Origin of the sequence: Veillonella dispar, assembly GCF_937975875.1 — a bacterium.
GTDB lineage: Bacteria > Bacillota > Negativicutes > Veillonellales > Veillonellaceae > Veillonella > Veillonella dispar_B.
Map to the genome: position 1 here is coordinate 1 of NZ_CALJSP010000182.1, position 13984 is coordinate 13984.

General features: G+C 42.5%; 9 protein-coding genes and 1 other RNA gene. All 10 read right to left on the reverse strand.

Annotation, left to right across the window (positions count from 1 at the left end; genetic code table 11):
• On the reverse strand, positions 1–684 hold a 684-nt coding region (locus Q7P05_RS08995), incomplete at its 3' end, for a hypothetical protein (protein ID WP_303931746.1).
• Between the two features lie 124 nt (positions 685–808).
• On the reverse strand, positions 809–1933 hold the full coding sequence (locus tag Q7P05_RS09000) for a cation diffusion facilitator family transporter (protein WP_303931747.1): 1125 nt from the start codon (positions 1931–1933) through the stop codon (positions 809–811).
• Positions 1934–2244: 311 nt separating this feature from the next.
• On the reverse strand, positions 2245–3306 hold the full coding sequence (locus Q7P05_RS09005) for an RluA family pseudouridine synthase (RefSeq protein ID WP_303931749.1): 1062 nt from the start codon (positions 3304–3306) through the stop codon (positions 2245–2247).
• Positions 3306–5894: a 3'-5' exonuclease gene (locus tag Q7P05_RS09010; protein WP_303931750.1), complete on the reverse strand. Its 2589-nt coding sequence runs from the start codon at positions 5892–5894 to the stop codon at positions 3306–3308. The genes Q7P05_RS09005 and Q7P05_RS09010 overlap by 1 nt, the downstream gene beginning before the upstream one ends.
• Positions 5895–5903: 9 nt before the next feature.
• Positions 5904–6158 carry a hypothetical protein gene (locus Q7P05_RS09015; protein ID WP_005385224.1) on the reverse strand — a complete coding sequence of 85 codons (255 nt, stop codon included), beginning with the start codon at positions 6156–6158 and terminating at the stop codon, positions 5904–5906.
• 1 nt (position 6159) lies between these two features.
• Positions 6160–6756 (reverse strand): recombination mediator RecR, encoded by a 597-nt coding sequence (gene recR, locus Q7P05_RS09020; protein ID WP_004694915.1) that lies wholly within the window; start codon positions 6754–6756, stop codon positions 6160–6162.
• Complete coding sequence (locus tag Q7P05_RS09025) at positions 6757–7086, reverse strand: YbaB/EbfC family nucleoid-associated protein (RefSeq protein ID WP_005385221.1); 330 nt, start codon at positions 7084–7086, stop codon at positions 6757–6759. It abuts the gene before it with no gap.
• Positions 7087–7209: 123 nt separating this feature from the next.
• Positions 7210–9849 carry a DNA polymerase III subunit gamma/tau gene (gene dnaX, locus Q7P05_RS09030; RefSeq protein ID WP_303931752.1) on the reverse strand — a complete coding sequence of 880 codons (2640 nt, stop codon included), beginning with the start codon at positions 9847–9849 and terminating at the stop codon, positions 7210–7212.
• Between the two features lie 133 nt (positions 9850–9982).
• Positions 9983–10082, reverse strand: an RNA gene (gene ffs, locus Q7P05_RS09035) — signal recognition particle sRNA small type.
• Positions 10083–10195: 113 nt separating this feature from the next.
• Positions 10196–13984 (reverse strand): glutamate synthase large subunit (gene gltB / locus Q7P05_RS09040; protein ID WP_303931754.1); only part of this gene is annotated, 3789 nt, incomplete at its 5' end.

Below are 13984 nucleotides of genomic sequence, written 5' to 3' on the forward strand. Positions count from 1 at the left end.
GAGATTTACGGACTCTGCGGCGGTGATTATCCAATGCAGAAGAAGTATCAATTTAAATGGTACGCCTGCCTTACCATTCATGTATAAATCTCTAGGAATTAAAGAGTCTGATATTACTTTATCCTTCTTTATACCATGTTTACTAACATTCTTATTTTGAACAGCAATCGAGTCTGTATTCACTATTTTGCTAGCAGATAAATCAGGACTTAAGATATATTTAGCGCTCCCATTAGAAGCTATAATTTTACCATCTATATAGTCTAGTGAAGCGGAGAACTTATCGAATTCATATCCAATAACATTAGAGCTTAAAGATGTATCATTAATCTTAAAAATTAATAGTGGATACAAATTCATATTTGAAATTGCAGCATTAGAACGTGCAAGCAGATATAATTCATCATTAACGATAAGAGAGTCGAAAATATAGCAGTTATATTCTGTCATAATAGGCAATACATTAACAACATAGGATTCAGAGTAATTGCTTGCATTTATAACTGTCACGGTTGCATTAGGATTACGATTAAGATCAACTGTAATATTTTTCTCTAGAATTATCCCTTGTTTCGACAAAATACGTGTCTCATTTCTCGTACCACTAAAGTGCAAAGCACACAAAATAAGAATAAGGAAAACAATAAAACTTACAATATAATGTTTCTTTATCCACCGTAACATAGAATCACCATCTCTCTTACTTATAGTATAGCTAAATCTATCAACTAGTAAAAGAAAAGGCTTCAACCATTTCTTAGCGAAATATTTTCGTCGATGATTGGTTGAAGCCTTTATTTATATTCTATTAGTTACTGAAGTCTGTATCTACAATAGCAAATTGTACATAGTCAGGGCAGCGTTTTTGCATTTCTGCTTTAATTTTTTCTAATGTGCCATGTGGATCTTCTTCGTCAAAGTCAAAGATAATATCGTAGTAGATAACTTTCTTTTCTTCTTGTACGTAGAACGCATGTACTTGTACTACATGTGTATATAGACTTACAACTTGGTCGAGAGCTTGTCTTACTTCAAGCACTTCTAAACTTGGTTGGTTTTCAGCATATACGCCAACGGTCATAGCAATACCAAATTTTTTATAAAGATGAACAGCGATACCTTTTGTTAGTGGATGGATATCCGCCATCGTCATCGTATCTGGCACTGTAATATGAACAGATCCAATTGTTTCACCAGGACCATAACTATTTAACACTAAATCATATACACCGCCCACATTTGGATGTTGAGCGATAGTTTCTTTAATTTCACGAACTAAGTTATCATCTGCACGAACGCCAAGCAAGTGATTATACATTTCTTTTAAAATGTCATAAGATGCTTTCAAAATCAATACGGAGATAGCGGCCCCTACATAACCTTGAATATCCAAGTTAAAGAAGAATACCAAAGCTGCAGATACTAATGTAGCAAAGGTAATCACCGCATCAAAGAGGGCATCTATACCAGACGCTACAAGCGCATCAGATTTGTATTTCTCGCCTTGTGCCTTAATATAACGGCCCATCACTACTTTCACCACAATAGCGACAGCGATAATGGCCAAGCTTGGAACATCAAAGGTAGATACCTCAGGGTGAAGAATTTTTTCAATAGATTCCTTGAGTGATCCAATGCCTGCACCAAGGATGATGAAAGCAATGGCCATGGTAGTCATATATTCGATACGACCATGACCAAATGGATGCTCCTTATCGGCACCCTTAGCTGCTAATTTTGTACCAACAATAGTCAATACAGAGGACAAAACGTCTGTTAAGTTGTTTACCGCATCAAGGATGATGGCGATAGAGTTAGATGCAAGGCCTACAATCATTTTAAAAATAACGAGAACGACGTTACCTATAATACCTTTTATACTAGCAAGCGTAATCCCCCGATTACGTGCTGCACCATTTTCTTGCAAAATCATATTGAACTACACCTCTTACATTCAATTCACTAAGCTACAAATCGAAGCCTATCGATTTATTTACATTTCTATTATAGCTTATCGATTATCATTTGTCATTATATTTTTTGAAAAATTTCTATAAAATCATTGATTTTACTGAGTTATCAATAATTCTCATTTCTCAATTAGAACATTTGATGTATTGTGACTTCACAATCTATAGTGTAGATCTATTGTTAATAAACTACTATCTAATTATTAATACGTACTATATATTACGCACTTCTTAATACTTACCTAGTGATAAGTATCAAAGTAATTAGAGGTAATTATGCAGTAACCGTAATACGCTCGCCTGTGCGCATGTGTGTAAATACAACCTTTTGGGCACGCAATTGGAACGGCTGCCCCGTTGGCTGTGCGCCATATAAGGTATCCCCTACGAGAGGGTGCCCTATATGGCTGAAAGCCACACGAATTTGATGTGTTTTTCCTGTGTACAAACGGACTAAAACCTCTGTATATCCACATTCTTGGAAGTTATACACAGATTTGTCCACATTTTGACCACTTTTATCCACATCTGATAGTTCTATATCCACATTTTTTGATGCTATATCCACAGAATTTTTGGACTTATTCACAGACTTATCCACAGGCTGTGATTGATGTCTACATAGGACGGAATAATCTGTACGAGTCTCTTTTCCTTTAGAATTTACTTCGTAATGAATCCCATCAGCACTGCGTTCCATAGATAATACCAAGGAATCCTCATCAGCTTCTATGATGCCTTCCACAGTAGCCATATACCACTTTTCAAAGGTATTATCATCCATTTGCTGTTGATAAAGACTTTGAGCTAAGCCACTTTTAGCAATCACAATACAGCCCGTTGTATCTCTATCTAAGCGATTCAAGAAACGTACCTTTCGCTTAATACCATGTTCTTTAAAGTAGTAAGCCACACCATTGGCAAGGGATACTTGGTCTTTAGAATTTACTGTCAGACCAGCCGGTTTATCCACAATGAGGAGATCATCATCTTCATATAAGATATGTAGATTCATTTCAATTGGTTCGTGATCTATTTTTTCCTTCGCCATGGCAATCCAAATCTCGTCACCTTCGGAGATAACATCCTTTGGCGTTGCTTTATGACCGTTGATGTGGATTAGTTTTTCCTCAAATAACTTTACTAAGGATTTACGAGGATATTTAGTGTCTAGCACTTCACCTAGGGAGATAACTACAGTATCTTGAATTTCCATAGCATCTTGTTGCTTCTTCGCTGACTGTAATGCAGCAAGCTTGTTAGCATGCACCGTATCTAAATTCGCAGCAGTTACGGTCCACAAAATATCATCTGGACGATGTGTTTTTCGCGCCATTAGTATCTCCTTTCTACGAGCTCAGGGTCTCGTGGCATGTAGTTCAGTAGCGAGCTTGGTTGAACAGCTCGGCCACGTATATTCGTTTGTTCAAAGGTAATGGTCAGCTCTTGTTTAGGACGCGTGATGGCCACATAGAACAAGCGCTTTTCTTCGTCTTCACGCCCTTCTGCGATGGCAAAAGGACTTGGGAAGGTACCTTCATTGAGGCCTGCCAAGAACACGTGGTCAAACTCGCTTCCTTTCGCTTGGTGAATGGTAATGATTGGAATGCGATCCTCATTTCTTACCTGTTGTGCCGGTTCCCCCGCTGTAAGGGCTGCCATCTGCAAGATTTGATTTAATCGAGCTAAACCAGCTGGGCCTTCATAGGCAGCATCAAGTTTTTCCATGATGCGATATAGATCACGTATATGCTCTACCTTTGCTGCTTCTCCATGAGATTTGTAGTACTCTAGAACACCCATTTGGTTCATAATATAGGCCAATAACTTCGTTGGTAACTCTGTATAGGCCTTTCTACGCAAGGTCGCCATTTGGGACGCAATATTGGTGAAAGCCGCTTTATATTTGTTAATCGCCACCATACGACCAGTCGTTGTAGGCACGATATTTTCTTTCACCGCATAGATTAAAAGCTGTGCAGTGGCCAAGATATCGTCCATCGCATTGTGCGTAGGCTCATGATGGATAGGGAACTCGGATGCTAGGAAGCCCAATTTATGATTTGGCAAATTAGGGTAGAAACGACGATAGATATCGAGGGTATCGTAAATCGCCTTAAACTGAGGATTTCCTAAATTATGCCGTGCCAATTCATTCGTAAAGATAGTCACATCATAGTTTACATTGTGACCAACGATGATGGCATCCTTGGAGAACTCCTTAAAGGCTTGCAGCACTGTAGCTGGGTCTTCGCCGTGCTCTTGTAAATACGCATCAGAGAAGCCGTGTACCTCTTCAGATTGCCCCACAGTCACACCAGGATTGATAAAGCGTTCAAAGGACTCTAATACCTGACCATTTTCATCGATACGGATGGCTGCAATTTGAATGATGCGGTCTTGGGACGTATCGGTACCAGTACTTTCCACGTCATATACTACAACCTCATGATTTTCTAAGCCACTAACGAGCTTCGCATAAGGTTCCGCTTCAAAGATAGGCATATCCATAAAGTCAGTCAATTTCAAGCCTACTTGGCGTGTTTCTGGGCTTTCAATAGCGGCGATACGAGCGTCACCAATACCAGCAACATAACGTTTAATAATCCGCTTAGCACTGACGGAGTCGTTCGGGTTCATGAGCAATTTGAAGTAAGCCATAACGTCCTTAATTTCTTGACGTCTAAAGAATTTGAACTCGTCGATAATCATAAAGTGACGGCGTTCCTCTTCAGGCTTTTCGCTATTCAGGCGTTCAAAGGAGTCGCTCAGACGCTGCGCCTTTTTATTATCCCGTACTAAAACGCTAATGTTAGCATCCTTTGGCAAGGCGCAGATAGCTTCGTAAATATAGCGGCCCTCTAAATAACTGTTTTTACAGCCTTTAATGAGGACAGGCTTGCCCTTTCTTTCACTATTGGCACGAGGCAATTCAGTATAGATGGAACCGACCAGATCAGGGAACATATTTTGTAATGTTTTGAAAGCCATCGTAAAGAGCGTCCAGTTAGAGCGATAGTTTTCATAGAAAATGATTTTTAAAGGCTTAAAGTCCGCATCAAACTGCTTAAGCAAGCGGAATGGATCAGACCCGCGCCATTCATATATGGTTTGGAAATAATCACCACATAATAGAACGTGGTTACCTTCCCACAGCATTTCAAGAACCTTGTACTCTAATACGCCTGTATCCTGCATTTCGTCTACCGAAATATAGCTGTAACGACTGCGCCAACGCTCCCGAACTACAGGGTCTTGGAATAAGCGATGAACACCACAGATGAGGTCCGTAAAATCTAGACCATGTACAGAGGCTAAGCTTTCATCATAGGCGGCAATCCATTCGTGACCATGGTTCAAGAAGTCATGGAGTTCACTATAAAGAACATTCCCAAAACTAGAGAACTGTTGCTCAATAGCAGGACGCTGTTCCTTTTGCAAACGATCAATAGTCCGTTTATAATCGCCTACGAGATCATCAGAATAAAACCCGTATAAAGAGCGATGTTCTTTCACCATGGCAATGATATTGGCAAAGGACATTTCTCGCAACTTACCAGAACGATACGGTTCAGACAATTCCTTGCAATCCTCTTCATCAAAGATGGTTACATCTGTATATAAGGTCTCATTGCGCTTGCCCTCTTGTTGGAGTACGAAAAAGCAAAAGCTGTGGAATGTACTAACCTCCACAGCCTTTGCAGGACTGCCTACGAGCGATTGAATGCGGTCTTTCATCTCCTTTGCCGCCTTGTTCGTAAAGGTCATGCACAAGATATTCTCCGCCTTCGCATAGCCGCCCTCGATGAGGTGAGCCACTCGATAAGCAAGTGTATTCGTTTTTCCCGTCCCAGCGGACGCTAACAAGAGGATATTCTGTTCAACTTCATCAATAACGCGTTGTTGTTCACGATTGATAAGCATGAGGTCCTCCTATTTTAAAAAGCCGTACCATCCGGCAGCAATGAGCATTGGAATAGGGCCTAGAATTGCTGTTAAAGCCCATACGCCCAAACCAATATCCATAGGAATATTGAGGATATGAACGCATACTAAATACGTCAAAATACCAGTTACTGCATTCATAGCCACTCGTTTAATGGTGAAAAATGCTACTTTGAAAGCAATGTAGGCTACAGCAACGGATACAACCGCCGAAATAATCGGTGATGCTAATAAAGCTCCCATATTATCCTTTCATTTCTTGGCGGTTCACTACGGCACCGCCTAATGTTAATTCATCGGCATATTCGATATCGCCACCCACAGGAACACCGCGGGCAATACGCGTTACCTTAATGCCACTTGGGCTTAACAAGCGCGCCAAATAGAGAGCTGTCGCTTCCCCTTCTACGTCTGGGTCAGTAGCGAGGATAACCTCTTGTACGACACCATCACGAAGGCGAGCAATCAATTCTTTTACGCGAATATCGTCAGCACCGATGCCCTCCATAGGGGACAAAGCGCCTTCCAACACGTGATATAAGCCCTTATAATCACCACTGCGCTCGATAGCAATCACATCGCGAGATGTTTCAACGACCATAATCGTCGTTTGATCCCGGTTTGGATTGCTACAGAATTCACAAGGGTCTTGAGCTGATAAGTTAAAGCAAATAGAACAGTGACGCGTAGCCCCCTTCGCTTCTACGATGGTTTCCACGAGACGGTCTACCTCTTCCTTCGGCATTTCTACCAAATGATAGGCCAAGCGTCTAGCCGACTTGGAGCCGATACCTGGCAAGCGGCGCAACTGCTCTACGAGCCGTTCTAAAGCGTTTGTCATTTAGAATAAACCTGTTGGCAAATTAAGACCACCAGTTACTTTGCCCATTTCTTGAGCCAAAAGGTCATCTACTTTTTTGCTAGCTTCGTTGACAGCAGCCATTACTAAATCTTCTAACATTTCCACGTCTTCAGGATCTACTGCAGATGGGTTCAATTTCAAGGACTCGATGATTTTTTCACCGTTCATTACAACTGTTACAGCACCGCCACCAACGGAAGCCTCTACTGTACGAGTTTTTAATTCTTCTTGCATTTTCTTCATATCTGCTTGCATTTTTTGAACTTTTTTCATCATGCCAGCCATATTGCCCATACCTTTACCAAACATTGTAATTCCTCCTTTTAGGACCTTGTCCTTACTAACTGTCTATGCCCATAACTCTAACATGCGACATAGATTTTAACATATGTGTCACCTACGGCCTTAGGACCAACGGGTATACTCAAAAATTTATTCTTCGATGACCTCGACGATGATGTCGTGGTCTTCAGATAATTTCTCTAATGTTTCTGCCAAGAGAGGATTGTTTCGCTCCTCTTCTGTCATATGCTCTGGATCCCATGCGTATTCACGAGCTACCGTCACGCTATCGATGGGCGCCACTTCAATAGGTGCTTGTGAAAGCATAGTATGATCATCACTTTGATAAGGGGTTCCCTGTTGTTCGCCCCCATTAGACTTTGGGACAGCTTCTACCTCAATATGGGCACCGCTATCCATAGGGCGTTCTAAGACCTCCCCATCATCGCTAATAACAGTAACACTATCTAACGGATGTGGTGGCATATCATCTAAGGATGATACGTAGGATTCCTCCATATCATCTACTGGCACATCATCAAAGGAATGAACAGGAATATCATCACCTTCAATAGAACCTGCTAGAGACTCGATAGGGATCTCTCCATCAGGCACCTGAGGTGCGGGACTGCCATCAAAGGATGTAATCGGCACATCTCCGCCAGATGTTTGACCTTCTGTGGAAGCAACTGTTGTACCTGTATTCACACTACTGCTAGCAGCATTTGTACCGCCCGTCTTCTTCGCTAAGAATGCCAAAGCCGCCGCTTTTGCCGCATCTACTGCTGCTGAATCTGGCTTGCTAGCTTGCTCTTCGTTGGTTAAATCCATTTGCGTCGGCTGGCCACCAGAGGTCTTCTGTACATCAACCATCGGTTCTGGTGGACGTTGCGGCGCTTTTACTTGGTGCTGTGTCGTGCTACCAGAGGCCTTTTTATAGTCTTTATAGACCTGTGTAAGGGCATCTACGATTTCCACATGTACTGGATAGCCCAGTGTATAGGTGAAAGCATCCGCCGCTTCCGCCAAGTTTACTTCATTAGTCATTACATTGAGGTGTAATGTATTCTTGAAAGCCATAACCGCCTTGCTTTGGTCTACGTAGACAAGCTGACCTTGACCGATAACGGTAGAGGTCATATTGCGATTGCTGTCCTTCAAGTATTTAATGACATTAGACTGTACATTGCGATATTCTTGAGCAGACAGGATTTGATCACTAATGATAGCCTGTGTGCTAATGCCTTTTTTACCACGACCTTTAGCTTGACTTCTAGCAGGTCGTTCTGGTGCACTACTTGTACTTGGTGGTGGTGCCATACCAACGCCGCCCATTGGAGGCGGAGCCATACCTACTCCATTCATAGGAGGCGGAGTGCTACCTGGTGCCCCCATAGGTGGAGGCGTCATCCCTACACTCGCAGGCGGTGGTGTCATCCCCACACTACTTGGAGGAGGCACAGTACCAACGGTACTAGTTTGAGCGCTACTCATGGAAGTATTCTGTACAGCCCCATGATCTACAGGAACAAAGCTATTTGCATAACCGCTAGGCGGACCAAATGCATTGGCACCATAAGCAGGTGTAGAAGCTGCCGGACCGCGTTGTTCTAATTGAGCCATGCGATTCAATAAATCGTTACGCTCAGACCGTTCTGAAGACTCTAGTGCATATACGTGTTCTTCTAAACTTTCATCAACAGAACCTAATTTAGCACACAAAACGAGCAAACCCATTTCGATGATGGTTCGTGGATTATCCACCTGTTTCGCATCATTCATAATGGATTGAGCACTGCGCACATATTGATTGAGCTCATTAAAATCGATGCTTTCAGCTTGAGCTAAAAACTCATCTTTAAAGGCATCATATACCTTAAGCTCATCCGCATCAGGTGCGACCTTACCAACAAGCAAGGCACGCACGTGCTGAATGAGGGCTTCCATAATCTGCGTCGCATCACGACCTTCTGCCAACGCATCGTGAATATAGGATAGCAATTTAGGGCCATCACCGTTCCGCAATGCGTCAAGGAAGTGGATGATCCATTCCTTGCTAACAAGGCCGATCAGTTCTTCTACTACTTGAGGTGTAATAGAACCTGTTGCCATACCGGCACATTGGTCTAAAATACTCAATGCATCGCGCAAACCACCGTCCGCATGAACAGCGATGAGCTGTGCTGCTGCAGGATCGAGGCCAAAGCCTTCTTGTTCCGCTACATAGGATAAACGCTGGGCGATATCATCAGACGTAATACGTCTAAAAGTATAGCGCTGACAACGAGATACGATGGTAACAGGTAATTTCTCAATCTCTGTGGTAGCGAAGATAAACATAACGTGCGCTGGAGGCTCTTCGATGGTTTTTAAAAGAGCATTCCACGCCTCTGTGGTAAGCATGTGGGCTTCGTCGATGATGAATACCTTTTTTCGGCCCTCAACAGGCATAAATTTGACACTTTCACGAAGAGCACGGACCTCATCGATACCACGATTGGAGGCAGCGTCGATTTCGAGAACATCCATGGACTGGCCGCTCAAAATCGATTTACAAGCGCTACACTCGTTACAAGGATGATCCGTTGGCCCATGCTCGCAGTTGATAGCGCGCGCAAAAATCTTGGCCATACTCGTTTTACCAGTCCCTCGTGGACCAGCAAACAAATACGCATGAGCTACCTTATCCTCGCGGATAGCACGCATCAACGTATCAGATACCTGATGCTGCCCAACCACATCGGTAAACGTCTGCGGACGGTACTTACGATATAACGCAATATATGCCATTGGAACACCCCCTTTTCCGAAAATTACAATACTTTATTATACCATATTCACGGAAATCTGACTCATTTTATAGACCTTAGATTAGACATAAAAAAAGCGGCCCCACAGGCCGCCTTGCAATATTCGATCACGACAGCCCCCGGGTTCCCCGTGGCACATGAAGGTTACCGCTTAGTGCTGCTACCTCTCAGTCCTGACACGATTCACAGGCCCCCATTGCACAGGCCCGAGAACTGCCATGATCCAATATTGCAATACAAATATTATACATGAAAATACCTCTATAGTCAAAGCTATAGAGGCATTTCATATGTCTTATCTAAAGGATATTCAGTTAGATTAGAAATTATTTTGCATATTTTTCTTTGAATGCAGCTAATTGAGCTTCTTCCAAGGATAAGCCTTGTTCTTTATAGCGTTCAATAGCAGCGTGCATTTCTTCATATGCTACAGGTACAACTTTTGTAAATCTGTTTACAAAGTTATTCCAGTTTTCAAGGATGTGACGGCCTTTAGCGGAATTAGTATGCAATACGTGTTGTTCTACTAATTCTTTAATGCGTTTAAGGTCATCATTATTAGCAGGACGTAATTCTACGAGGCCTGTATTTACATAGCGTTCATCGCAATCGAGGATGTATGCATAGCCACCGGACATACCTGCTGCGAAGTTACGACCAATTTTGCCAAGTACAAGCACTTCGCCACCAGTCATGTATTCACAACCATGGTCGCCTACACCTTCTACAACAGCTGTGATACCACTGTTACGAACAGCGAAACGTTCACCAGCTACACCATTGATGTAGGATGTACCAGATGTAGCACCATAGAAGGCAACGTTACCGATAAGGATATTTTCATCAGCTTCAAAGATGGATTTCTTAGGTGGATATACTGTGATAGTACCACCGGATAAGCCTTTACCGAGGTAATCGTTCGCATCACCTTCAAGTTCTAATGTCATACCTTTAGGAATGAAAGCACCGAAGGATTGACCAGCAGAACCTTCAAAATTCAACTTGATTGTGTTATCTGGCAAACCACTTTCACCATAACGACGTGTCACCTCAGAACCAACCAAAGTACCTACTACACGGTTAATATTATTGATAGCCAATTTAGCGCGAATAGGTTTTTGATCTTCGATAGCAGGACGACACATACGCAAGAGTTTGGACATATCCAATGTGCGTTCCAATTCGTGATCTTGGTCAATCATATGCATATGACCTACAGATGCATCGATGTATGGGTGGAACAATACGCGTTTAAGGTCAACACGAGACAATTTGAAGTTATCGTCTTGAGATTTTTGACGAACAAGATCGATACGGCCAACGAGTTCAGCTACGGAGCGAATGCCTAAGCGAGCCATGATTTCACGCAATTCACGAGCGATGAAGATCATCAAGTTTTCTACATACTCAGGTTTACCTGTGAAACGAGCACGCAATTTTTCGTCTTGTGTAGCAACGCCGTAAGGGCATGTGTTGAGGTTACATACACGAGCCATTTTACAGCCTACAGCAACGAGTGGCAATGTACCGAAACCGAATAACTCAGCGCCAAGCATAGCCGCAACAGCTACGTCGAAACCAGTCATTAACTTGGAGTCTACTTCCAATTTAACGCGGTCACGCAATCTGTTGAGCATCAATGTTTGATGAGTTTCGGACAAACCTAATTCCCAAGGCACACCAGCGTGTTTTACAGATGTACGACCTGCCGCACCTGTACCACCATCGTAACCGGAGATTAAGATGTTATCTGCTTTTGCTTTTGCTACACCAGCGGCGATAGTACCAACGCCTGCTTCAGATGTTAATTTAACGGAAATACGAGCATCTTTGTTAACGCATTTTAAATCGTAAATCAATTCTGCCAAGTCTTCGATGGAGTAAATATCATGATGTGGTGGTGGAGATACGAGCTCTACGCCAGGAGTGGAGTGACGAGCTTTACCGATTTCAGGGTATACTTTTTTACCTGGTAATTGACCACCTTCACCTGGTTTAGCACCTTGTGCACATTTGATTTGTAATTCTTTTGCATGAATGAGGTAGTTTGCAGTTACACCGAAACGACCAGATGCAATTTGTTTTACTTCAGAGTTCATGCTGTCGCCATTTGGCAATGGTTTGAAACGTGCTACGTCTTCGCCGCCTTCACCAGAGTTAGATGTGGATCCTAAACGGTTCATGGCGATAGCGATAGTTTCATGAGCCTCTTTACTGATGGCACCATAACTCATAGCCCCCGCTTTAAAGCGTTTTACGATGGATTCTTCAGGTTCAACCTCTTCGATTGGAATACCGCCGCCTACAGGGTAGTTTAATTCCATTAAGGAACGCAATGTTACGTGGTAATCGTTGCGAATCGCTTTAGAGTATTCTTTATATTTTGTGTAATCACCATTGATAAGGGATTCTTGTAAAAGATCAATTGTTTTAGGGTTGAATAAATGCTCTTCCCCGTCTTTTACTGGACCATACCAACCACCTGGTTCGAGTACGGATTCATCGGATTTGAAAGCGCGGTCATAACGAGCTAACGCTTCATTGGCAACGCCTACAAGACCAATACCACCGATACGTGTTGGTGTATTTACGAAGAATTTGTTGATGAAGTTAGTGTTCAAGCCCAACGCTTCGAAGATTTGTGCACCATGATAAGAACGAACTGTGGAGATACCCATTTTGGACATAACCTTCATAATACCGCCTACAGCAGCTTTGATGTAGTTCTCTTCTGCTTGTTCTGGTGTAATATCGCCAAGGCGTTTACGAGCTTGTAAATCGCGTACAGTTTCAAGAGCCAAGTATGGGTTGATTGCTGTTACACCATAGCCGATCAATGTACAGAAGTGATGTACTTCGCGAGGTTCACCAGATTCAAGGATAAGGCCGATTTCTGTACGCAATACTTTTCTGATTAAGTGATTGTGAACAGCTGCTACAGCCAATAATGCAGGAATTGGTGCATGATTTTCATCAACGCCACGGTCAGACAAAATCAATACATTTTGATCTGTACGTGCTGCTTCTTCTGCTTTTTCACACAATTCATTCAATGCATCACGCAAGCCATCAGCGCCCTTAGTTGGGTCGAAGAGGATTGGCAATGTAACAGATTTCATGCGACGGCAATCAAGAGCCTTAATAGATGCCAATTCTTGGTTAGTAAGGATTGGTGTACGCATGGACAACGCATAAGTACCAGCTTTATTAGGATCTGTTAAGTTACCAGAGTTACCAAGCATAACGCGTGTAGATGTAACCATTTCCTCACGAATGGAGTCGATTGGAGGATTTGTTACTTGCGCGAACATTTGCTTGAAGTAGCTATATAACAATTGTGGTTTATCGGACAAGATAGCAAGTGGAGCATCGGCACCCATTGCACCTACAGGATCTTTACCATCTTTTGCCATAGGTACAATCATACGTACAAGGTCTTCTTGAGTATAACCAAAAGCTTGTTGATTTTTGAATAAATCTTCAACTTTTGGAACGTCTTTTTCGTCAGCTTGAGTAATTTCAGACAAGTGAATAACGTGTTCTTTTACCCATTCATCATATGGCAATTCAGTAGCAACGCGTTGTTTGATTTCTTCGTCGGAAATGATACGTTGTTCTTCAGTATCGATGAGAAGCATTTTGCCTGGTTCCAAACGACCTTTAGCGCGAATATTTTCAGCGTTTTCGTTTACTACACCCACTTCGGAGGCCATGATAACGCGATCATCAGTTGTTACATAGTAACGAGCAGGACGCAAACCGTTACGATCAAGTACGCCACCGATAACAGTACCATCAGTGAAGCCCATAGCAGCAGGACCATCCCATGGTTCCATCATGAAGCTATTGAACTCATAGAAGTCATGTTTTTCTTGGCTCATGAGATTGTTGCGTTCCCAAGGTTCAGGAATCATCATCATAATCGCATGAGGCAAGGAACGACCTGTCATGTGCAAGAATTCCAATGTGTTGTCGAACATAGCGGAGTCAGAACCACTGTCATCAACTACTGGGAATACTTTTTTAATATCTGGGAACAATGGAGATTCTGCTTTACCTTCACGAGCATTGATCCACTCAATTTTAATGATGTATCTTTCCATCATGATTGGACA

Coding starts and splice junctions, on each gene's coding strand:
- Q7P05_RS09000 (WP_303931747.1), bottom strand. CDS start 1,933: ATGATTTTGCAAGAAAATGGTGCAGCACGTAATCGGGGGATTACGCTT.
- Q7P05_RS09005 (WP_303931749.1), bottom strand. CDS start 3,306: ATGGCGCGAAAAACACATCGTCCAGATGATATTTTGTGGACCGTAACT.
- Q7P05_RS09010 (WP_303931750.1), bottom strand. CDS start 5,894: ATGCTTATCAATCGTGAACAACAACGCGTTATTGATGAAGTTGAACAG.
- Q7P05_RS09015 (WP_005385224.1), bottom strand. CDS start 6,158: ATGGGAGCTTTATTAGCATCACCGATTATTTCGGCGGTTGTATCCGTT.
- recR (WP_004694915.1), bottom strand. CDS start 6,756: ATGACAAACGCTTTAGAACGGCTCGTAGAGCAGTTGCGCCGCTTGCCA.
- Q7P05_RS09025 (WP_005385221.1), bottom strand. CDS start 7,086: ATGTTTGGTAAAGGTATGGGCAATATGGCTGGCATGATGAAAAAAGTT.
- dnaX (WP_303931752.1), bottom strand. CDS start 9,849: ATGGCATATATTGCGTTATATCGTAAGTACCGTCCGCAGACGTTTACC.